This is a genomic window from Ruegeria sp. CDSA034 (assembly GCF_059612275.1).
This window is the reverse complement of sequence record NZ_JBXWQH010000008.1, coordinates 63,669-85,595: the sequence shown is the minus strand read 5'-3', so window position 1 is coordinate 85,595 and position 21,927 is coordinate 63,669. Positions and strand designations below refer to the sequence as shown.

The following is a 21,927-nucleotide window of genomic DNA, read 5'->3' as shown; positions in this document are numbered from 1 at the left end:
AAGGTTGGCAAATGGCGGATATCACGCTTCTGGATGGCTCGATCGGGCAGGAACTGGTCAAACGCAGTGGGGACAAACCCACGCCGCTGTGGTCGACGCGCGTGATGATCGACCACCCGGAACTGGTGAAGGAGGTCCATGCCGAGTACTTCCGCCGTGGCGCGACGGTTGCAACGACTAACACCTACGCGGTCCATCGCTCTCGGCTGGAACGTCTGGATATGGAGGATCAACTGCCCGACCTAGTCCGTGCTGCGGTTACCCAGGCGAACCACGCACGCAAGGGCGGTTCCGGGCGCATCGCCGGGGCACTGGGTCCTTTGCTGGCGTCCTATCGCCCCGATCTGAACCCTGATGTGGAAGACGCCGCTGAAAAGTTTGCCGAGTTGGTTACCCTCATGTCCGATGACGTCGACCTATTCCTGATCGAAACCGTTTCCTCGGTACAAGAGGCCGAAGGGGCCCTGCGTGGTACGATCGATGCGGCCAAGCCGGTCTGGCTTGCGCTATCCGTTATGGATGATGACGGAACACGGCTGCGGTCTGGTGAACCGCTTGCCGATATTGCGCCTCTTGTGGATCGGTTTAACCCTGACGCTGTTCTGATAAACTGTTCGCGCCCCGAGGCTATTCCCGCCGCGCTCAAGGTCATAGCCACGATGAGGCGACCATTTGGGGCCTATGCAAACGGGTTCACAGGGATTGCACAGGATTTCCTGAAAGACGCGCCGACTGTCGACGTGTTGACGCAGCGCCACGATCTTGGACCTGAGGCTTATGCCGATCATGCCATGGAATGGGTAGCGCAGGGGGCAACGATTGTTGGCGGATGCTGCGAAGTCGGGCCGGATCACATAGAGATCCTTGCCGATCGATTGCGGTCCGCCGGGCACCGGATTGTCTGAGAGGAAAGTGATGCCATCGCCGTCGAACATCCCGGCTTCTAACGCGCAGCGACATTTCGACATCGTTGTCGCGCCGGGCTATGTGCTGCTGGAACTGGCGTCATTGGTTGAAGTGCTGCGGTTGGCCAACCGCGTTTGTCCGAGCCCGCCATTCACCTATGCCTATCGCTCTCTGAGGGGTGGCCCGGTCGCCAGCAGCAGCGAGGCGACGATCCAGACCGACCGCATTCCGTCGCAGCCCAACGCGGACTATTTGTTCGTCATCGGAAATTCCGACCCCGATCATCCTGATCTGTCTCTGGGGCGTGTTGTGTCGGATTATACTTTCCGCGGCGCACAGGTCTTTTTGCTGTCCGAAGCTGCAAGCCGCTATATCGACGAGCAGGGGACCGAGGACATGTCGACCCACTGGGAAAACGCGTCCTTCTTGCGTGAACGTCGCGCCCAGTTCGAGGCCAAACTGTCGATTGCAACAGAACAGGGCGCCGTGGTGACCTGCGCCGGGATGGAGGCCACTACCGATGTAGCGCTGGCCGTGATCGGGCGTCATATTTCCGGGCCAACAAGAATGACCGTGGCCGACATCATGCTGCACGAAAACATCCGGGATTTCTCGTCTCTCCAACCATTTTCCGGATCAAAGACCACCGCTACAGGTGACGCCAAGCTGGACCAGTGCATCAAAGTGATGCAGGCTAATATCGAAGACCCGCTGCCGATTAACGAAATCGTCGAAGCGCTAAAGCTTTCGAACCGGTCGCTGGAACGGAAATTCAAGAACTATTTCGGAACCACGCCAAACGGTTTTTACCGCGAAATGCGGCTGGCCAAGGCCAATAACCTGCTGCTGAACACAACGATGAGCGTTCGCGAAATTGGTCTTGCCTGCGGGTTTCCCAACGGTTTCTCGTCGGTCTACAAAAGCTTTTTCGGCGTGACACCCTTTGTGCTGAGACGTGAAAAACGGCAAGTCAAACAACGTTGATTTTTGCAAATGGGCTGACGTTTTTCGTGCATTCTGTGTCGCTCTTTCGTGCCATTTTGGGTGGAAACTCATAAAGCGGAATCATGAGAATGGCTGATCTTCCAAACAAGGCCCGTGTTGTCATTATCGGTGGTGGTGTCATCGGATGTTCGGTGGCGTATCATCTGACCAAGAAAGGCTGGAAAGACGTTGTCCTGCTGGAGCGTAAGCAGCTGACCAGCGGCACGACCTGGCATGCGGCGGGTCTGATCGCCCAGCTGCGCGCAACGGCGAACATGACAAAGCTGGCGAAGTACAGCCAGGAACTCTATGGCTCGCTTGAGGAAGAAACCGGTGTGGCCACAGGCTTTAAACGCTGTGGATCAATCACTGTTGCGCTAACCGAAGAGCGCAAAGAAGAGATCTACCGTCAGGCGGCCATGGCGCGCGCTTTCGGCGTCGAGGTCGAAGAAATCGAGAATGAGCGTGTTCAGGAGCTGTATCCCCACATCAACCTCGAAGGCGTGAAGGGTGCTGTTTACTTGCCGCTGGACGGTCAGGGTGACCCGGCCAACATCGCCTTGGCATTGGCCAAGGGCGCCCGTCAGCGTGGCGGTATCGTCAAAGAACGTGTGAAAGTCAGCGACATTGTCAAACAAGACCGCAAGGTAACCGGCGTAGACTGGGTCGCGGATGACGGCAGCGCATCTGGTCATATCGAATGCGACATGGTGGTGAACTGCGCCGGTATGTGGGGGCATCAGGTCGGCCAGATGGCTGGCGTGAACGTGCCGTTGCACGCCTGCGAACACTTCTACATCGTTACCGAAAATATCGACGGTTTGACTCAGCTGCCGGTTCTGCGCGTTCCCGACGAATGCGCGTATTACAAAGAGGACGCAGGCAAAATCCTGTTGGGTGCATTTGAACCGAATGCCAAGCCCTGGGCGATGGACGGTATTCCTGATACCTTTGAATTCGACCAGCTGCCCGAGGATTTCGACCATTTCGAACCGATACTCGAAGCCGCGTGTGAACGTATGCCGATGCTGGCCGAAGCGGGTATTCACACCTTCTTCAACGGGCCCGAGTCGTTTACCCCCGATGACGCCTATCATCTGGGCCTCGCGCCTGAGATGGACAATGTCTGGGTCGCGGCGGGCTTCAACTCGATTGGCATCCAGTCCGCCGGTGGCGCTGGCATGGCGCTGGCCGAATGGATGGATAGCGGTGAAAAACCGTTCGATCTGGGAGACGTGGACATCAGCCGGATGCAGCCGTTCCAGGGCAATAAGCAGTACCTGTTTGAGCGCTCGAAAGAGACTCTGGGTTTGCTCTATGCCGACCATTACCCCTATCGCCAAAAGGCCACTGCGCGCGGCGTGCGTCGGACCCCATTCCACCACCACCTGCTGGAACAGGGCGCGGTCATGGGCGAGTTGGCGGGTTGGGAACGTGCCAACTGGTTCGCGAATGAAGGGCAGGAGCGCGAGTATCAATACAGCTGGAAACGCCAGAACTGGTTCGAGAACTCGGCTGCCGAGCATAAAGCCGTGCGCGAGAATGTCGGCATGTATGACATGTCGTCCTTTGGCAAAATCCGCGTTGACGGCCCCGATGCCGAAGCATTCATGAACTATATCGGTGGCGGCGACTACTCGGTGCCGAATGGCAAGATCGTCTATACCCAGTTCCTTAACCGCACAGGCGGGATTGAGGCGGACGTGACCGTCACCCGCCTGACCGAGACCGCTTATCTGGTGGTGACCCCCGCAGCGACCCGTTTGGCTGACCAGAGCTGGATGCAGCGCCATGCGGGCAACTTCAACGTCGTCGTCACTGATGTTACTGCGGGTGAGGGTGTTCTGGCCATTATGGGTCCAAATGCGCGTACGCTGCTTGAAAAGGTCTCGCCCAACGATTTCACCAACGCGACCAATCCGTTTGGCACCGCGCAGGACATCGAGGTTGGCATGGGTCTGGCCCGTGCCCACCGCGTGACCTATGTCGGTGAGCTTGGCTGGGAAATCTATGTCTCGTCCGACATGGCGGGACATGTGTTCGAAACCCTGCACGAGGCCGGACAGGACATGGGGCTAACACTATGCGGCATGCATATGATGGATAGCGCCCGGATCGAAAAAGGCTTCCGCCACTTCGGCCACGACATCACTTGTGAGGACCATGTGGTCGACGCCGGTCTTGGTTTTGCGGTCAAGGTCGACAAGGGCAGCGATTTCATCGGGCGTGAGGCGGTGATTGCGCGCAAGGAAAGCGGACCGCGTAACCGCCTGGTTCAGTTCAAGCTGACCGATCCGGAACCGCTGTTGTTCCATAACGAGCCGATCATCCGGGATGGCGAGTATGTGGGCTATCTGTCCTCAGGCAACTATGGCCACACGCTGGGCGGTGCGATCGGTCTGGGTTATGTGCCCTGCGAAGGCGAAAAGGCCGCTGACGTTTTGGCCTCGACCTACGAGATCGATGTGTGCGGCGTCAAAGTCAAAGCCGAGGCTTCGCTCAAGCCGATGTACGACCCAAAATCCGAGCGCGTTAAAGTTTAGCGCCAAGGTTCGACACACGGGGCGCCTTAGCGCCCCGTTTTCTTGGTACATATCAATTTTCTTGATGCGACCGTTCACGGTTTTCGCAGTTTCCAAACCCTCCGGAACAGCCGTATAGACAAACGGTATCACCCGGAGATCCATGATGGCGGACGTCGCAACACCACCCCAGAATGAGGACACGCCAAAAGGATTGGCTCTGGCGGTGACCGCCTACGTTCTATGGGGTTTCCTGCCGCTTTACATGAAAGCTCTGGCGCATATCGGGCCGGTCGAGATCGTGGCGCATCGGATTGTATGGTCGGTGCCTGTGGCCGGGCTGTTGCTGGTGGCGCTAGGGCGAACCGGGGATTTGAAGGCTGCCTTACAAAACCCGAAAATGCTGGGCATGGCCTGTCTGACAGCGGCTTTGATCTCGGTGAATTGGGCCATTTACGTCTGGGCGATTGCCAGCGGTAACGCGTTGGACGCAGCGTTGGGCTATTACATCAACCCGCTGTTCAGCATTGCGCTAGGGGCAATCCTGTTACGTGAGCCTTTGAATCGTACGCAATTGGCGGCGGTGGGGTTAGCTGCTTTGGGTGTGCTGGTATTGATCGTCGAAGCGGGTCGGCTGCCGTGGGCTGCACTGGCCCTGACGGTCAGTTGGGGTTTTTATGCTTTCTTCAAACGCTCGCTGCCCATCGGTCCCAATCAGGGTTTTCTGCTTGAGGTTCTGATCCTGCTGATCCCAGCCTTGGTCTACATCACCTGGTTAGGGGCAAAAGGAACCGGCCACTTTGGCGCTGCCGCTGGGGACACCATGCTGCTGGCCTGTGCCGGCATTGTCACCGCTGTTCCGCTGCTGGTCTATGCCAACGGGGCAAAATTGGTGCGGTTGTCCACAATGGGTATCCTGCAATACATCGCGCCAACGATGATCTTTATCACTGCGATTACCGTGTTCGGGGAACAGATCGATCGGGGCCGTATGATCGCCTTCCCGCTGATCTGGGCGGCTTTGGTGGTCTATACGATCCCGATGATCCGTCAGATGCGGGGTCAGCGCTGATGCAATAAGTCGGCCGCGGCCTCTGCCCACAAGCGATAGGCTTTGGGGCTTGGGTGATATCCGTCCGGAGCAGCCAGCGCCGGGTCATCCGGAAACTCCAATGAAAGGTGCCGGGCTTGCGGGAATGTCGCAGCGGCCTTTTGCAAACCCCGATCCAGCCGGGCCGCCTGTCGCCCCAGTGCCCAGGCCAGCGGCTGGGGCAGGGCCGGAAAACGGTTCATTTGTGGCACGGCAGTAACCACGACACGTCGAACACCCAGGTTGCTCGTCAGATGATCCAGAAGTTGGGTCTGCAAAGCCGTGAACTTTTGCCGGGATACTCCACGCGTGACGTCGTTGACTCCCAAGGCTGTCACGGCGGCGTCATAGCTGCCTTCAAGGCGGTTCAATCGTTCCAGCGTATCCTGTGTTGTGTGGCCCGTCGTCGCCTCCAGCCGCCACTCCACGCTGTAGTGGCGGGCCAACCGCGCAACCAGAAACCCGGACAGCGCCTGCTGCTGTCGCCCCGCCCCCACACCCGCGGCCGAGCTGTCACCAGCGATGAGCAGCCGCAGCCGGGGGCCGCGCCCTTCGCGCCCTTGGCGCGGGCCGGACGGTTCCGGCAGCAGCTGAGCGTTACGACGCACGGAAATCGCTTGTGCAGCCAGAACCGGCAGTAGCGGGACACGCAATATCTGATCGGCGGCAATCGGGGCAGTCATGGTTAGCTGAGCGCGTTTTTGTATTCGAGGAATCGGGGGTCCGTCATAACCCGAGCCATCATCGCCTCGCGCAGGGCACCAATGGTCTTGTAAGGGCGCATGACCACTTCGAAGTTTTCGATCAAACCGTCGTCATTCAAGGTGATCAGATCGACGCCGACCGCGTCCAGATCCCCGACCTTGCATTGAAACTCCAGCGCCCAATCTTTGCCTTCCCCCATAATCCGGCGATAGCGGAAGTCGGAAAACACCTGTCCCACATGTCCTAAAACAGCCGCCACCGGTTCGCGTCCGGTCCAGGTGCTGTAGTAAGTTGGCGGGGAAAACCGTACGTCTTCAGCCAGCAATTCGTGGATCAGGGTTTCATCGCCCTTGGCGACAACGTCTTGCATGCGCGCGATTGTGGGGTGCATGGGTTCTCCTCCGCTTTAAGTCTGAGAGTTGCTGAACCGATCCGTTCAGGCAAGGCCGACGTTGCGGGAACCTACGCCGTGCGATAGGCAGGCGCGCATGAGCGAGACCTATGATCCCCCGAATACGCCGTTGGAAGTGCTGCACGAGGATGCGCAGCTGATCGTGGTGAACAAGCCCTCGGGGTTGTTGTCCGTGCCGGGGCGCGGTGCGCATCTGGCCGATTGCCTGCTGACCCGCGTACAGGCGGTGTTTCCGCAGGCTTTGTTGGTGCACCGGCTGGATCGGGATACGTCAGGAGTCATGGTGTTTGCCCAGTCGCCGCACGCACAGCGGCATCTGAGCATGCAATTTGAGAAACGCCAGACCCGAAAAACGTATGTTGCGCGCGTTTGGGGTCGGATCGAGCAAAAAACCGGAACCGTTGATTTACCGTTGATTGTAGATTGGCCAAACCGACCGCTTCAGATGGTCTGTCATGAGACTGGCAAGCCTGCTGTCACTGACTGGCGATTTGTAAAGTACGAGGGCGAGACGACGCGCGTCCGATTGTTCCCAAAAACGGGCAGGTCGCATCAGCTGCGCGTTCATATGCTGGCGCTGGGCCACCCTATTCTGGGCGATCCATTCTACGCCGAGGGCGAAGCGCGCGAATTCCCGCGTCTGATGTTGCACTCTGAGGAATTGCGCCTGAAAAGCCCCGAGGGCGGAGTTTCGATGAAATTCCGCGCCCCAGCTGATTTCTGACCTCAGGCCGTGCTTGTCCACAGCATCTTGAGGTTGCCTAGCGAGAACCGTTTGGTCCGTTTGCGCGGTGCGCAGGGCTGACGGGCAGTCATAATTTCACGTTCGATCTCGAACGCGCGCAAAGTGTGATCCTGCGCCCAGCGGTCCAGTTTCAATGTCATCATCACGTGATTGTCGAGGTATGGCATGGTCGACCTCCTTTGGTTTGTTTTCCAAAGATCGCAGATCACTCCTGACACCACCCTGTCAGTGGGGTGTGCTAGGATGTCAGCAGACCGTCCGGAGAACCTTATGCGCCGCTCAACCCGCCTTTTTGAAATCATCCAGATCCTGCGTTCGGCCGAAATGCCTGTGACGGCGGAGGCACTGGCAGAAAAGCTGGAAGTGTCAGCGCGTACCGTCTATCGCGATATCGCCGCTTTGCAGGCACAGCGAACCCCGATCGAGGGTGAAGCCGGCGTGGGATACTTGATGCGGCGGGGATATGACCTGCCACCCTTGAATTTCGACGCTGAAGAGGTCGAGGCGCTGTGGGTCGGGTTGTCGATGCTGGCGCGCACCGGGGATAGCACCCTGCAACAAGCTGCGGACCGTGTTTGCCGCAAGATCGACGCTTTGCGCGCGCCTGCGGATTGGCTGCAGGTCGCCCCATGGGGTGCGCCGATGGACGATCCGGCCAAGGGGTGCGTGCCTGTCGTAAACTATCGCGAGGCCATCCGCTCTGAACGCAAAATTCGCATCACCTATGTGAACGCCGAAGGTGAGCGAACCGAGCGGGTCGTCAGACCCGTCGCCCTGATCTACCACATCGAATGCACGATGTTGGCGGCGTGGTGCGAGCTGAGGAATGGGTTTCGCCATTTTCGTACGGATCGCATTTGGGCCTGCGACGTGACAGACGATCATTTCTGCGGGCAGGGGGAGCCTCTGCGGGCTATCTGGCAAGACCAGAACCAATTGGATCCTGTTGAACGGCGGTAATTTGCCGACTTCACCCGATTGTTGCTTGAGCCTATGTTGAGGTAACGCGATATACTGCGCCAAACAAAGCGGGTCCGGTGAACGGACCCCTGAGCAGAAGGTGATTTCATGACGATTTCCAAGAGTGTTCTTGCTGCAGGGCTGTGTTCGGCCATGTTTTTGGGGGCCTGTACGGACCCCGGCACGTTGAACCTGCCCTCGGACCCGAACCAGAACGCCAAGCAGGGTGCACTCCTTGGCGGTCTGATCGGCGCAGGTGTCGGCGCGATTGCCAATGGATCTGATCCACTTTTGGGGGCCGTGGCCGGCGGAGCAATCGGTGCAGCAGGAGGCGGCCTGATAGGCAACCAACTGGATAAACAAGCAGCGGAACTGCGTCAGCAACTTGCCAACCAAGGCATCATCGTTACCAACGCGGGCGACCGGCTTATTGTGACCGTACCGAATGATATCACCTTCGACACTGACAGCTCGACCGTGCGTCCGGCATTAAGGGCCGATCTGGTCCGGGTGGGGCAGAATTTGGTGAACTACCCCAACTCGAACGTGCAGGTCATCGGCAATACCGACAGTGACGGCGATGCTGCGTATAATCAGGGCCTGTCCGAACGCCGTGCGCGGTCCGTCGCGGATATTCTTCAGGCAAATGGCGTAAGCGGTGCACGCATCTCGACCATCGGCCAGGGCGAAAACCGCCCGATTGCCTCTAACCTGACGCCCGAGGGGAAGGCCCAGAACCGCCGGGTCGACATCGAGATCATTCCGAACGGAAACACATAATGACATGGGCACTTTCGGGTGCCCATTTTTCGCACATTGACTGCGCGTCATCCGGTCTTTGGTGCGTGCGAAAGTTACGCTAGCTATTGGGAAACACCCGAACCGGAGTTTCCCAATGTCTGACCCCATACTTCTGAGCCTGTCCGGCTCATTGCGCCAAAGCGCGACCAACCGCAAATTGCTGCGCGAAGCGGCCCGGCTGTTCGAGCCGGGGACACATATCGAAGCCGATCTGAACCTGCCGCTTTATGATGGTGATCTTGAGGATGGCGAGGGCATTCCTGCCGCAGTGCAAACCTTGTCCGATCAGATCGCGCAGGCTGATGCCGTGATCATTTCCACTCCGGAATACAACAAAGGCCCGTCGGGTGTTCTGAAAAACGCTTTGGACTGGGTCAGTCGAACCGATGGCCGCCCCTGGGCCGACAAACCGGTTGCCGTGATGTCAGCCGCCGCAGGACGCGCAGGTGGCGAGCGGGCGCAGATGGTTCTGCGCGGCTATATGGTTCCGTTCCAGCCTCGTATCTTGCAGGGGCCAGAGATTCATCTCGCCAGCAGTTCGAACGAGTTTGACGAGCAGGGGAAATTGCTGAGCGACCGTTACGAAAGTTCTCTGCGGACACTCATGCAGAAACTACGTGCTGAGTCCGGGTTCTAAGATCGAGAGGTTGCTTGCCGGGTCTGGTCCGTCTGCATAGTCTGCCGCCATGACTGACGAAATACAGACCGATGTGATGGATCCGGCCCGCGCCTCTGCGCTGCTGGCGGCGCTTGGTTCCCATAAGAAATTCGATGCGGGCGATCACCTGCCGCCGTTCTTTCACCAGCTGTATTTCTGGTCCCCTCAGCCGCCTGCCAGTTTGGGGCGGGACGGGCATCCAAAGGTTGGGGGCGGTCTGATCCCCGATATGGGCTTGCAACGTCGGATGTGGGCCGGGGGACGGTTGCAGTTTCACGCGCCGCTGGTCGCGGGCTCAAAAGCCGTGCGCCGGTCTGTTCTTGAAAGTGCGGCGACAAAAACCGGACGGACGGGACCGCTGGGGTTTGTTACCCTGCGACACGAGATTTCTCAGGACGGTCAATTGTGTCTGAGCGAATGGCAGGATCTAGTTTATCGGCCTGACCCTTCGGGTACTGACATCAAGCCCAAGCCACCTATGGCCCGTACCGATGAAACCGACAGGCGAGACGTCACTTTCGACAGCACGTTTTTGTTCCGATACTCGGCGCTGACCTTCAATGGGCACCGTATCCATTACGATTTGGACTACGCGCGGGATGTCGAAGGCTATGACGGCCTGGTCGTTCATGGCCCTTTGCTGGCACAATTATTGATGCTGTTTGCCGAGGATCTGGCAGGTCCCTTGGCTCAGTTTTCATTTCGCGCGTCATCGCCGCTAATGCACTCTGAGACGGCGACCTTGTGCCGGAATGGCCAAGCGATGTGGGTGCGCGGACCAGATGGGCGGCAATGCATGTCCGCCGAGTTTGTCCCGCGATCAGAGTGATGCTTCGGGTCTGAAGTCACTCGGGATCGCGTCCCGGTTCTCAAGAACCAGATCTGCCATGACCGCGGCCACTTTCGGGGCCATGCCAAAGCCGATCTTGAAGCCACCATTGGCGATGAATTGACCTTTGTGTACCGGGTGCGCGCCCAGCATCGGTGCGCGGCTTTTGCTGCGCGGCCGTACACCTGCCCATCGTTCGATGACCTCTGCGCCATGCAGGACGGGAACGGCCCGCATCGCCCGGTCCAGAACGTCATCCAGAGCTGCATCCGTGCTGGTCGGGTCGTCATAGTCACGCTCAGAGGTCGATCCAATCGCCAATGTCCCGTCCGCATGGGGTATGAAGTGGATCGCGTCCGCAAATAGTTGTGGAACCTTACCCGCATCAAACCGCAACAGAGCCGCCTGTCCCTTGACGCCGTTGCCGACTGTTTTGCCAAACGCCTCGCTCAGTTCCTGAAGTCCGGCAAGCCCGGTTGCATGGACAACCTGCCCACGGTCCGGTGCGTCAGCTACGACCTCAACCCCCATCACAGCCAATGCCGCAACCAAGGCCGCACAAGCCCGGCGCGGATGCATGCGGGCGCTCAGCGTATCATGGATGACAAACCCTGTCGGGCTGGGCGGACACCATGCACAGACCGCGGCTGTTTCGACGACCCGCCATTCAGCGCGACCCTGCCACAGTTCAACCGCCGTGCCCGCACGGGCATGGGCAAGTTCCAGCGTTCGCGTGTCAGCGATGGGTTGCAGCCGCCCCAGCCGCGCATATCCTGGTGATACGCCGCCTGTGGCCTCGACCTGAGTCCAGAACGGTTCAGCCATGATCAGGCTGTCGAACTGAAACGCCTTCTTGGCATTCCAGTTTTCGGGCACATGAGGTGCCAGTGCGCCAACCAGGCCACCGCTGGATCCGGCTCCGGGACCAAAAGGGTCGACGATCTGCACCTTTGCGCCTCGCCGTGCGCAGGTCCAGGCGATTGACAGGCCGAAAATCCCTGCACCGCGCACCGTCACATCGACCATTGCCATTCCCCTTTACCTTGTTCAGTGTCGCGCCGCTTAGCTACAGGATTCCCCGATGGCAGACCAGCGCGCTGAACTGACATGGACTGAGGATCAGATCCCGGTCTCGGATCGTTTCGACGATCCGTATTTCTCGTTGCAAAACGGGCTGGAAGAGACGCGGCATGTGTTTCTGGCGGGCAATGAGCTGCCTGCGCGGTTCGCACCTGGCTTCCACATTGCTGAATTGGGTTTTGGCACCGGGTTGAACATGCTGACCGTCTGGTCCGAATGGGAGAGATCGGGCCAGACCACGACCCTGTCCTTTACCAGTTTTGAGGCCTATCCGATGGGGCCCGCGGACATGTCCCGAGCGCTGGCGGCCTTTCCTGAACTTGCGCCTTGGTCTGACCGGTTCCTTTCGCAATGGGAGGGTGGCACATGTGATTTGGGCACCCTGCGGCTTGAGGTTGTTGAAGGCGATGCGCGTCAAACCCTACAAACGTGGGAAGGTGCCGCCGATGCGTGGTTTTTGGATGGGTTCTCTCCGGCTAAAAACCCCGAATTATGGGGTGCAGACCTGATGCAGCAAGTCGCCGACCACACGGCCACTGGCGGAACGGCGGCGACATACACCGCCGCCGGGTTCGTGCGAAGGGGGCTTGAGGATGCCGGTTTCACTGTTACGCGCGCACCCGGCTATGGCCGTAAGCGCCACATGACCCGTGCGGTCAAATCATGACACAGCAGAACAATACGCGCGCCGGGATTGCGTTGATGGTCGGGGCGACCATCGTCTTTGCACTGCAGGACGGTATTTCGCGCCATTTAGCGGGAACATACAACACATACATGGTCGTAATGATCCGCTATTGGTTCTTCGCCGCCTTTGTCATCGCTTTGGCCGCACGTGCGCCCGGCGGATTGAAGGCCACTACCCAGACAAGCCAGCTGAAGCTGCAGATATTTCGTGGCCTGCTGTTGGCGGCCGAGATCTGCGTCGCTGTGTTCAGTTTCACTGTTCTGGGCCTGATTGACGCGATGGCCGTATTCATCTGCTACCCGTTGTTGATCGCCGCTCTCAGCGGGCCGGTATTGGGCGAACAGGTCGGCTGGCGACGCTGGGCCGCAATCGGCGTTGGGTGCATCGGTGTTCTGATCATCCTGCAGCCCGGCGTGGGTGTCTTTAACCCTTGGGCCATTGTACCGCTGATCTCGGCTTTCATGTTTGCAGTCTACGGTTTGCTGACCCGTTACGTATCCCGCCGGGACAATTCCGCCACCAGCTTTTTCTGGACAGGCGTCAGCGGTGCCGTCGCCATGACGCTAGTGGGAATGTGGTTCTGGGAGCCGATGGCCCAGACGGATTGGGCTTGGATGGCGCTGCTATGCGTGAGTGGCGTTCTGGGGCATTGGTTGCTGATCAAATGCTATGAGATGGCCGAGGCCAGCGCGGTGCAGCCCTTCGCCTATTTCCACCTGGTCTGGAGCGCGATCCTGGGAATCTCGGTCTTTGGTGAAACGCTGCGCCCTGAAGTGGTCATAGGCGCAGCGCTGGTTGTCGCCGCCGGGCTGTTCACCCTATGGCGCGAAAGACGCCAGCGTTGACCCGACCAGTTCCTGCGAGAACGGGATCGGCAAGGCAGGTTGGCCAAGGCGGGCGCGATAGACCGGTAGGCTTTCCGACACACGCATCACGTAGTTGCGGGTTTCACTGAACGGGATCGCCTCAATCCAGTCGACCACGTCGATTTCACCTGCGCGCGGGTCGCCATAGCGATCCATCCACGACATCGGCCGGCGCGGACCTGCGTTATATCCGGCCGCCATCATCACGACGTTTCCGTTGAAATCAGCGGCCAGACCGGACAGGTAATTGGCACCCAACTTGGCATTATATTGCCAATCCGAGGTCAGCTTGATCGTCTTGTGGCCGCTTAGGATACCCAATTCCTTGGCCACAAGCTTTGCCGTGGCCGGCATGACCTGCATCAGCCCGCGCGCTCCGGCTCCACTGATCACAACGGGGTCAAACTCGCTTTCCCGACGGGCAATGGCCAGCGTCATTTCCTTGGCCATGGGCAGACCCATGTCGGCAACCGGATGCACCGGGTAATAGGCGGCTGGCAAAACCAGGCCGACTGTTGCAGCGCGTTTGGCGATCATCACGGCCAGATGCGGCTGCTTCAACTCGATCACCAAATCGCCCAACTGATTGGCCTGAACCGGGTCCAGCCCTTCCACCAAATGAGTCAGGAACCGCTCAGATAGGGTGTCTTCGTCAGCCTTCAGCAGCAGTAGCCCCGCCTCCAGTACACTTGAATTGGAGAACTCAGCTTGCTTCCAGTGTGGCGCCCGGCGGGGGGTGGCCAGTTCACTATCGAAAGGACGCCCAATCTGTTCCGCCGCCAGCAAGCCGTAGAAAGAGGATTGATAATCTGCACCCATTGCATAGGCGTCATAGGCTTTTTCGGCGTCACCATGGGCCGCATAGGCACGACCCAACCAATACCCGGCGCGTCCTTTCGAGATCGGCGATTTCACCGCGTCCGAGAAGTTCTGGAAATGCCGGATCGCGGTCGCCGGATCATTCAGCTTCCGCAAGGCCAGAAACCCGGAAAACCACTCCAGATCGGCATAGCCATAGCCCATTTCCGGCGTCATGTGGTGATTGGCAGCAATCTGATAGGCGCGGTTCTGGTCCCCATTTCGCATCTCAAGCCGGGCCAACCGGCGACGGCCTTCGGCCCATTTGTCAGGTTCTCCCAACGCATCAGGGCCGGAAGAGCGCGCCAGCATCAAGTCTATCGCGCTGTCGTCCAACTCTTTCTTGTCACGCCAGACGAATCTGTCAAAAGCCAAGCCCGGTGAATCGACCAGCGATTTCGGAACCGCCGCCACCTTGCTGTCGACACCGGGTTGCCGTTTCTGAAGACCGATCCGCGCCTCAGCCAGTTTGCGCTGATCGGCGCTGACCAGCGGCAGCATCTGACCTGCGCTGACAAGATGGTTGTCCCATAGCATCCGGTCCAGGCGTGCGGCGTGATGCGGTTTCAGCAACTTGCCAAAATTCTCAAGATAGTCTTTTTGCAGACCCGAGCCCATTGGCATCGTCCGCCAGGCCGCGACGATATCGGCCTCAGCATCTCCCTGACGACCCTTTGCCTTCAATGCGACGGCATAGTTCAACGCGCCCTCAGCGGTTTGCGGCGGCTGTTTTGCATAGAATCTAAGAACGCGATCCGGGTCGGCGCCAGTGAAGGCGGGCTCACTTTTACGCCGCAACCAAGCCAGACCAGGCCAGTCTGGACGACGATCCAAAAACACCAGAACGTCACCCGAACTGCCAAACCCTTCGCGCAGCCAGTGCCAGACAATGATGTCCCGAGGCACTGAACCCCGCGCACCAGAAACACGCAAGGCTTCATTCCAGTCCCCCTTGCGCATTTCATTCATACCGGTCCGCAGATCACCTGCGGCGTCGGCTCGCACATGTGTGCCCGAAATCAAAATTACGACCGTCAAAAACGCCAGAAAGCGTGTCATCCCTTGCATTTCCCAACCAACCAAGGATACAGCCATTCAGGATAAAGCTTGCGCCGTCGGGTTCAACTCAAGAAAGACAGATTTCTGGCAAACCGAGGCGTAAAAATTACAAACTGCACCTAAGGAGCGTGTCATGTTCAAAGGCTCTATGCCAGCCCTCGTCACACCGTTTAGCAACGGCGAGTTGGACCTGAAGACGCTCAAACACTTGGTGGAATGGCAGATTCAGGAAGGCTCCACCGGGCTGGTTCCCGTTGGCACCACCGGCGAAAGCCCCACGCTGAGCCACGAAGAGCATGAAACTGTTGTCGACGAGGTTGTCAAAGCCTCGGCTGGTCGTGTTCCTGTGATCGCAGGTGCTGGGTCAAACAACACTGTTGAGGCCATCCGGTTTGTGCGATTCGCGCAGAAAGTAGGCGCCGATGCAGCTCTGGTCGTGACGCCATATTACAACAAGCCCACGCAAAAGGGTCTACTGATGCATTTCCGTGCGCTGCATGATTGCGCGGATATTCCGATCATCATCTACAACATTCCCGGTCGATCAATAATCGACATGACCCCTGAAACCATGGGCGAGTTGGCGAAACTGCCGCGCATTGTGGGTGTAAAGGACGCGACCGGAGATCTGGCCCGCGTCAGCCAACAGCGCGCCTCCTGCGGTCCAAACTTTTGCCAGCTGTCCGGCGAGGACGCGACGGCGCTTGGTTTCAACGCGCATGGCGGTGTGGGCTGTATTTCGGTTACCGCGAACGTCGCGCCCAAACTGTGTGCCGAATTCCAGCAGGCGACGCTGAACGGCGACTATGCCAAAGCGTTGGAGTATCAGGACCGCCTGATGCCCCTGCACGAAGCGATCTTTATCGAGCCCGGTCTTGTAGGCGCCAAATACGCGCTCAGCAAATTGGGCCTGTGCAGCGAAGAAGTCCGCTCGCCCCTGTCCGGGCTGGAAAGCAGCACCAAATCGGCGATCGACGCGGCGCTTCAGCACGCAGGCCTTATCTAAGGCGAATTCAAGAAAGAAAAAGGCGGCCTCGAACCTCGAGCGCCGCCTTTTTTTGTTCCGGATCCAGACTTCATCTGGCCAAAAGTATCCCGGGGGAGTCGCGGCTTGCCGCGACGGGGGCAGAGCCCCCTACCGTTTTCCGTAATACAGTCCGACGACATGCTCGGCCTGTGCGAAGAACAGCCAGCGTGACGTCGCAACACCGGCCAGATGGGACAGCACTGCCAGCAGCGCGAAGAAATGGCCGAATGGCAACAGCAGCAGGATAACCGGCAGAACAAACGCCAACGCAAACGAGATGATGCGCAGCTTTTCGGCATGCTTGCGGCCAACGACGTGAACGAATTCACGCAGCAAATAGTTGGTGCCGGTATGAGGAGGCTCAAATGCACGCACTGCGCCGCGATCGCCCAATCCGGTTGCCGTGCCCAGATCTGTGCCGGACTCCTCCAGAGCTTTGTCGCCCTTTTTCCAATACAATATCTGCACCAGCGCCGCGATCAGCAGCAGCGGCAGCGCCACTCGGACCTGCCCGGCCAGCAGTGCACCGCCTGCCAGGCTGAAGCTGAGGAACATGGCCGGAGTCAGGTTCATATTCCAGCGGGGAATGGTTTTGAGCTGCGTGTAGATCATCGACGTGGTGAATACGGTCAGTAGCGAAAACAGCGCACCGATCCAGCCAAGAAGGCTCCAGCGTTGGCCCAGGAAGATCACGCCAATCGCATAAAGCCCCATGACGATCAGAGCGATGACCGCGCACCAGCCTTCGCGACTGAGCCAGCTGGTCTTCCATTGCGTAAACGCTTTCCAGGCCCGCTCGGGGTGGCCAAGGTGAAAGGTGGACGCCATCAGGCCGCCAACGGACAGGGCGTAGGCGATGGCGAAAAAGACAAAAGCGACCCAGCCAGAGACGTCTGGCAGACCGAGGCTCAAAAAGAACAACAGTCCAAAGCCAAGACCCGACAGGGTGGTGAAAATGATGACGGAAGGTGCTGGATGCATCAGAGCTTCTCCAAGGTCTTGTCCAGCCAACTAAGGAACCCTTTGGGCTCTTCAGCGACCGGGGCCAGCAACGGGGCCAGGATGTCGATCTGATCTTCGACGTTATCCTTGGGCCGTGGCGGCAGGTATTTGTTGACTGGTTTGGTGCCCATTTCCGGCATCAGATCCATGCCACCGCGTTCGGCGACCAGTTTGCTGACATCGCTGTCCGCATCGCCCAGATCACCGAAGTGGCGCGCGCCTGCGGGACAGGTGCGTACGCAAGACGGAACACGGTCTACTTCCGGCAGGTTTTCGTTGTAGATACGGTCAACGCAGAGGGTGCATTTCTTCATCACCCCTTCGGCCTGATCCAGTTCACGTGCGCCGTAGGGGCAAGACCACGCGCACAGGCCACAGCCGATGCAGTCGCTTTCATTGACCAGAACGATGCCGTCCTCGACCCGCTTGTAGCTGGCCCCTGTGGGGCAAACGGTGACGCAAGGCGCGTCCTCGCAGTGCAAGCAGGATTTGGGGAAGTGGATCAGCTGGGCGTGACCTTCCGCCGGTTGCACCTCATAGGAATGCACCCGGTTCAGGAAAGTGCCGGACGGGTTGGCACCATAAGCGTCCTGATCGGATAGCGGCGCGCCGTAGTTTTCCGTGTTCCAGCCTTTGCATGAGATGACGCAGGCGTGGCAGCCAACGCAGGTGTCCAGGTCGATGACCAGACCCATCTTGCGGTCGGTGGATGTGGGGAGCTGGGTCATGACTACCTTGCCTCCGCTTTTGTGGTGAGGGCGGACTGGGGTGCTGCCCCAGACCCCGCGATATTTTTGGCCAGATGACGCAGGGACCGGGTCATTTGCCTACCTTCCATGCCAAATCCTTCGGTCCAGTTCCGACCGGAGATTCAATCGGTGGGAATTCCGGTTGGCTTTCCGCATCCGTTGGTGGGTCAGCTTTTTCGATCTTCACTTTCAGGTCGAACCAGGCTGCCTGGCCGGTGATCGGGTCAGAGTTTGCCCACCGCAGACCATCGCCCTTGGGCGGCAGCAGTTCGTGGATCAGGTGGTTCAGCAGGAAGCCCTTGGTGGCCTCGGGCGCGTCGTCTTGCAGCGCCCATGCGCCTTTGCGTTTGCCAATGGCGTTCCAGGTCCAGACGGTGTTTTCGTTCAGGGCCGCCATTTCCATGACCGGCACCGTGATCTCGCCATGCGGCGAGGTCACCTTGGCCCAATCACCGTCGCTCAGGCCATTCTCGCGCATCAGCTTAGTCGGAACATAAAGTGGGTTGCGGCCGTGCAACTGGCGCAGCCATGCGTTCTGGGTTCCCCAGCTGTGATACATTGCCATGGGGCGCTGGGTCAGAGCGTTGACAGTAAAGCCTTCGTTGCCGGTCTGGTCGGTCTCGTACCAGATGGGCATCGGGTCCAATGTCTCTTTGATGCGTTCCCGCAGGTGTTCCGGGGGCTGACGTTCGCCATGGCCTTCGGCGGCAAGCTGGAATTTGCGCATCGGCTCGGAATACAGCTGGAACAGGTATGGCTGCGGGCTGTCATAGATGCCCATGCCGACAGCCCAATCCTGATAGGCTGCGTTCCATGGTTTGTAGTAATCCGCGCCCTCGGGGATATGGGCCACGTAGAAGCCGCCGTTTTCGATATAGCGGTTCAACTGATCGGGGTTGACCTCACCCCGGCCTTCCTTGTCGCCGTTTTCACCACGGAAACCGGCAAGTGGGCCGATGCCGGGCTTGCGCTCGTGATTGACGATATAGTCGGCGTAATCTGTCCATTTGGCGCTGCCGTCTTCATTGGTGAAGCCCGGCAGGCCCAAGCGGTTGGCCAGTTCGACAAGCGCTGACTGGAAGCCTTTGACGTCCCGGTCGGGTTCAATCACAGGCCAGCGGATTGCGTCGGCTGCCGCGTCTGCTTCGCAGATCGGGCGATCGAGCAGCGAGATACAGTCGTGGCGTTCTAGATAGGTGGTATCCGGCAGGATCAAGTCGGCATAGGCCACCATTTCCGACGAATAGGCGTCGGAGTAGATGATATGAGGGATTACATAATCGCCGTTCTCATCCTTGTCCGTCAGCATTTCCATGACACCTTTGGTGTTCATGGATGAGTTCCAGGACATGTTGGCCATGTACATGAACAGCGTGTCGATCTTGTAGGGATCGCCCGCATGTGCGTTCGAGATCACCATATGCATCAGCCCGTGGCTGGACATCGGGTTGTCCCATGTGAACGCCTTGTCGATCCGCGCCGGGCTGCCGTCTGCCTTCAGCGCCAGATCCTCTGGCCCTTGAACGAAGCCTAGATGCGGGCCGTCGAGCGGCGTATTCGGGGTCACCTTGCAGTGCGGTCTCGGGTGCGCCTCAACCGGTTTGGGATAGGGCGGCTTGAAGCGGAAGCCACCGGGGACTTCGACTGTGCCGAGGATGATCTGCAACACGTGCAGTGCGCGGCAGGTCTGGAAGCCATTGGCATGGGCCGAGACACCGCGCATCGAATGCATGGCAACCGGGCGGCCGATCATCTTGGTGTGTTTTTCGCCGCGGAAATCGGTCCATTCGCGCTCCAGCTCGAACGCCTCGTCAAAAGCAACGCGGGCCAACTCGCCCGCGATGGCGCGGATACGGGTGGCGGGGATGCCGCACTGCTCGGCGATGTTCTCGGGCGCGTATTCGTCGCTGAGGTAGCGTTCAGCCATCAGATGGAACACGGGCCGGTGGGTGACGCCATCCTTCTCAAAGGTCGCCGACAGGTCGGGGCGGACACCCGGTTTGTCAAACGCCGTCAGCTCGCCCCTGTTGCGATCAACAACCAGCGGCTTGCCATTCTCATCGCGCAGGAACAGACCCTTGGTGGGGCCTTCGGACGCGTCGACCAGAACCGGCGCGTTGGTGTAACGGCTGAGATAGTCCAGATCGATCTTGCCGGCCTTCATCAGCACGTGGATCATCGACAGGATGAACAAACCATCAGTGCCGGGAGTGATCCCGACCCAATCATCAGCCACCGCGTTGTAGCCCGAGCGGATCGGGTTGACGCCGATCACCCGTGCGCCACGGGCTTTGATCTTGCCGATGCCCATCTTGATTGGGTTGCTGTCGTGATCTTCGGCAACACCGAACAGCATGAACAGCTTGGTGTGATCCCAGTCAGGCTGGCCGAATTCCCAGAACGCACCGCCCATCGTATAGATGCCGCCCGCAGCCATGTTGACGGAACAGAAGCCACCGTGTGCTGCATAGTTACAGGTGCCGAAATTCTGCGCCCAAAAGCTGGTAAAGCTTTGGCTTTGGTCCCGACCGGTGAAGAAGGCCAGTTTTTCGGGGTTATCCTCGCGGATCGGCTTGAGCCAGCCAACGGCGATGTCCAGCGCCTCGTCCCAGCTGATCTCTTCGAACTTGCCCGAACCACGTGGACCGACGCGTTTCAGTGGCGCGCGCAGACGCGAGGGTGCATTGACCTGCATGATCCCAGCCGAGCCCTTGGCGCACAGGACGCCCTTGTTAACCGGGTGATCGCGGTTGCCCTCGATATAGGCGACCTTGCCGTCTTTCATGTGCACGTTGATGCCGCAGCGGCAGGCGCACATGTAGCACGTTGTTTTTCTGACCTCGTCAGAGACCTTGGGAGAGGTATTAATGATTGGCTGGTTCATTTCTGGTCCCTGTGGCTTTTGATCCGATTATTCTCATGAGCAGAGATCAATCGGAACAGTATTTCGCTTTAGCCGGATTTACGAGGCGTCTGTCCGGGTTTTGGATGTTTCTGCTTGCACGGCCGTAACCGCGATCATGTGCAGAACGTCCTCGGCGGAGCATCCGCGTGAAAGGTCGTTGGCCGGTTTCGCCAGTCCCTGAAGGACCGGGCCGATTGCTTCGGCACCCCCAATACGCTGCGCGATCTTGTAGCCAAGGTTGCCTGCGTCGAGGTTCGGGAACACAAAGACATTTGCCTCGCCGCGCAGGGGCGAATCCTTGGCTTTCTTTGCAGCCACCTCGGGGACGAATGCGGCGTCAAACTGCAGCTCGCCGTCGATCAACAGATCGGGGTCAGCCGACTTTGCAATCTGCGTGGCCTCACTGACCTTCGTGACCTTCGGATGATTGGCGCTGCCGCCGGTGGAAAAGGACAACATCGCAACGCGGGGTGTCTCATGCGTCAGCGCCTTGAAAGACGCGGCAGATGCCCGGGCGATTTCGGCCAGTTCCTGTTCGTTCGGATCAACGACCAGGCCGCAATCGGCAAAGATGTGCGCTCCGCGGACCGTGTGGTGATCGCGGCAGTAGAGCATCAGGAAAAAGCTGGAAACCATGGCCGCGTCGGGCGCTTTGCCGATGATCTGCAAAGCGGCGCGCACTGTGGCCGACGTGGTCTCAACAGCTCCGCCGACGGTTCCGTCGGCATTACCGGTATGAACCAGCATCGCGGCATAGTTCAGGCGGTGTTTGATTTCTTCAGCGGCCTTTTCAGGCGTCATGCCCTTGTGCTTGCGCCGCTCGAAAAGCTCAGCTGCAAACGCTTCGGCATAGGGAGAGTCCGATGGATCGTGGATTTCGATGCCGTCGACATCCTGACCAGCCTGTTCGGCCAGCAGGGCAGTTACTTTGGCTTTGTCGCCAACCAGAATGATGCGCGCGACACCTTCCTTGCGGGCCTTCAAAGCACCTTCAACAACACGTGGATCATCGCCCTCAGCGAGGGCGATGATCTTGTCGGAGCTGCTGGCAGCTCCGAGAATTGTGCGCAATGGCTTCACG

At 59.0% G+C, this 21,927-nt stretch carries 21 protein-coding genes; 12 read left to right on the top strand and 9 right to left on the bottom strand.

All coding sequences use genetic code 11. The annotated features are described in order from the left end of the window. Positions 1–11: 11 nt before the first annotated feature. From AC2FLJ_RS14230 to rarD, 4 genes are all read left to right on the top strand, one after another. Positions 12–905 carry a homocysteine S-methyltransferase family protein gene (locus AC2FLJ_RS14230; RefSeq protein WP_496699370.1) on the top strand — a complete coding sequence of 298 codons (894 nt, stop codon included), beginning with the start codon at positions 12–14 and terminating at the stop codon, positions 903–905. Positions 906–915: 10 nt separating this feature from the next. Beyond that, positions 916–1,890, top strand: coding sequence for a GlxA family transcriptional regulator (locus AC2FLJ_RS14225; RefSeq protein WP_282120297.1), 975 nt, complete (start codon positions 916–918; stop codon positions 1,888–1,890). An 89-nt stretch (positions 1,891–1,979) separates the two neighbouring features. Beyond that, a complete protein-coding gene (locus AC2FLJ_RS14220) occupies positions 1,980–4,433 on the top strand; it encodes a GcvT family protein (RefSeq protein WP_496706393.1) in 2,454 nt (817 codons plus the stop codon). A 145-nt stretch (positions 4,434–4,578) separates the two neighbouring features. Further along, on the top strand, positions 4,579–5,484 hold the full coding sequence (rarD, locus tag AC2FLJ_RS14215; protein WP_496706391.1) for an EamA family transporter RarD: 906 nt from the start codon (positions 4,579–4,581) through the stop codon (positions 5,482–5,484). Here the strand turns inward: rarD and AC2FLJ_RS14210 are convergent. Beyond that, on the bottom strand, positions 5,475–6,185 hold the full coding sequence (locus AC2FLJ_RS14210; protein ID WP_282152996.1) for an SGNH/GDSL hydrolase family protein: 711 nt from the start codon (positions 6,183–6,185) through the stop codon (positions 5,475–5,477). The two genes, rarD and AC2FLJ_RS14210, sit on opposite strands and share 10 nt — an antisense overlap. A 2-nt stretch (positions 6,186–6,187) precedes the next feature. Next, positions 6,188–6,598 carry a nuclear transport factor 2 family protein gene (locus AC2FLJ_RS14205; RefSeq protein WP_496706389.1) on the bottom strand — a complete coding sequence of 137 codons (411 nt, stop codon included), beginning with the start codon at positions 6,596–6,598 and terminating at the stop codon, positions 6,188–6,190. A gap of 97 nt (positions 6,599–6,695) precedes the next feature. Here AC2FLJ_RS14205 and AC2FLJ_RS14200 point away from each other — a divergent pair, with 97 nt between their 5' ends. Further along, positions 6,696–7,343: an RluA family pseudouridine synthase gene (locus tag AC2FLJ_RS14200; RefSeq protein WP_496706387.1), complete on the top strand. Its 648-nt coding sequence runs from the start codon at positions 6,696–6,698 to the stop codon at positions 7,341–7,343. 2 nt (positions 7,344–7,345) lie between these two features. Here the strand turns inward: AC2FLJ_RS14200 and AC2FLJ_RS14195 are convergent, their stop codons facing one another. After that, the gene (locus AC2FLJ_RS14195; protein WP_109310694.1) at positions 7,346–7,531 is read right to left on the bottom strand and encodes a hypothetical protein; all 186 of its coding nucleotides are present in this window, start codon (positions 7,529–7,531) and stop codon (positions 7,346–7,348) included. Between the two features lie 103 nt (positions 7,532–7,634). Here AC2FLJ_RS14195 and AC2FLJ_RS14190 point away from each other — a divergent pair, with 103 nt between their 5' ends. From AC2FLJ_RS14190 to AC2FLJ_RS14175, 4 genes are all read left to right on the top strand, one after another. Beyond that, complete coding sequence (locus AC2FLJ_RS14190) at positions 7,635–8,324, top strand: helix-turn-helix transcriptional regulator (RefSeq protein ID WP_282120294.1); 690 nt, start codon at positions 7,635–7,637, stop codon at positions 8,322–8,324. Between the two features lie 108 nt (positions 8,325–8,432). Next, positions 8,433–9,104, top strand: a complete 672-nt coding sequence (locus tag AC2FLJ_RS14185) for a YiaD family glycine zipper/OmpA-like lipoprotein (RefSeq protein ID WP_496706384.1) — start codon at positions 8,433–8,435, stop codon at positions 9,102–9,104. Positions 9,105–9,219: 115 nt separating this feature from the next. Then, positions 9,220–9,762 carry an NADPH-dependent FMN reductase gene (locus AC2FLJ_RS14180; RefSeq protein ID WP_496699356.1) on the top strand — a complete coding sequence of 181 codons (543 nt, stop codon included), beginning with the start codon at positions 9,220–9,222 and terminating at the stop codon, positions 9,760–9,762. A 49-nt stretch (positions 9,763–9,811) separates the two neighbouring features. After that, complete coding sequence (locus AC2FLJ_RS14175; protein WP_496706382.1) at positions 9,812–10,612, top strand: HTD2 family dehydratase; 801 nt, start codon at positions 9,812–9,814, stop codon at positions 10,610–10,612. Here the strand turns inward: AC2FLJ_RS14175 and AC2FLJ_RS14170 are convergent. Continuing rightward, positions 10,604–11,644, bottom strand: coding sequence for an NAD(P)/FAD-dependent oxidoreductase (locus AC2FLJ_RS14170; protein WP_496706380.1), 1,041 nt, complete (start codon positions 11,642–11,644; stop codon positions 10,604–10,606). The genes AC2FLJ_RS14175 and AC2FLJ_RS14170 overlap by 9 nt on opposite strands. Positions 11,645–11,693: 49 nt before the next feature. On the opposite strand from AC2FLJ_RS14170, the gene mnmC2 reads away from it, so the two are divergent. Continuing rightward, a complete protein-coding gene (gene mnmC2, locus AC2FLJ_RS14165; protein ID WP_496706378.1) occupies positions 11,694–12,359 on the top strand; it encodes a tRNA (5-methylaminomethyl-2-thiouridine)(34)-methyltransferase MnmC2 in 666 nt (221 codons plus the stop codon). Continuing rightward, positions 12,356–13,225: a DMT family transporter gene (locus AC2FLJ_RS14160; RefSeq protein WP_113791731.1), complete on the top strand. Its 870-nt coding sequence runs from the start codon at positions 12,356–12,358 to the stop codon at positions 13,223–13,225. The genes mnmC2 and AC2FLJ_RS14160 overlap by 4 nt, the downstream gene beginning before the upstream one ends. On the opposite strand, the gene AC2FLJ_RS14155 is transcribed toward AC2FLJ_RS14160, so the two are convergent. Further along, positions 13,199–15,163: a lytic transglycosylase domain-containing protein gene (locus AC2FLJ_RS14155; RefSeq protein WP_496706375.1), complete on the bottom strand. Its 1,965-nt coding sequence runs from the start codon at positions 15,161–15,163 to the stop codon at positions 13,199–13,201. The two genes, AC2FLJ_RS14160 and AC2FLJ_RS14155, sit on opposite strands and share 27 nt — an antisense overlap. A 133-nt stretch (positions 15,164–15,296) precedes the next feature. Here AC2FLJ_RS14155 and dapA point away from each other — a divergent pair, with 133 nt between their 5' ends. Then, positions 15,297–16,169 carry a 4-hydroxy-tetrahydrodipicolinate synthase gene (dapA, locus tag AC2FLJ_RS14150; protein ID WP_496706373.1) on the top strand — a complete coding sequence of 291 codons (873 nt, stop codon included), beginning with the start codon at positions 15,297–15,299 and terminating at the stop codon, positions 16,167–16,169. A gap of 129 nt (positions 16,170–16,298) precedes the next feature. Here the strand turns inward: dapA and AC2FLJ_RS14145 are convergent, their stop codons facing one another. The 4 genes from AC2FLJ_RS14145 to pta all read right to left on the bottom strand — a co-directional run bounded on the left by AC2FLJ_RS14145 (position 16,299) and on the right by pta (position 21,926). Next, on the bottom strand, positions 16,299–17,171 hold the full coding sequence (locus AC2FLJ_RS14145) for a dimethyl sulfoxide reductase anchor subunit family protein (RefSeq protein WP_496706372.1): 873 nt from the start codon (positions 17,169–17,171) through the stop codon (positions 16,299–16,301). Further along, complete coding sequence (locus AC2FLJ_RS14140; RefSeq protein ID WP_108861155.1) at positions 17,171–17,920, bottom strand: 4Fe-4S dicluster domain-containing protein; 750 nt, start codon at positions 17,918–17,920, stop codon at positions 17,171–17,173. Before AC2FLJ_RS14140 ends, AC2FLJ_RS14145 begins: the two co-directional genes overlap by 1 nt. Before the next feature lie 91 nt (positions 17,921–18,011). Next, positions 18,012–20,825 (bottom strand): molybdopterin oxidoreductase family protein, encoded by a 2,814-nt coding sequence (locus AC2FLJ_RS14135; protein ID WP_496706370.1) that lies wholly within the window; start codon positions 20,823–20,825, stop codon positions 18,012–18,014. 78 nt (positions 20,826–20,903) lie between these two features. Then, a complete protein-coding gene (pta, locus tag AC2FLJ_RS14130; RefSeq protein ID WP_496706368.1) occupies positions 20,904–21,926 on the bottom strand; it encodes a phosphate acetyltransferase in 1,023 nt (340 codons plus the stop codon). Between the last annotated feature and the right edge of the window lies 1 nt (position 21,927).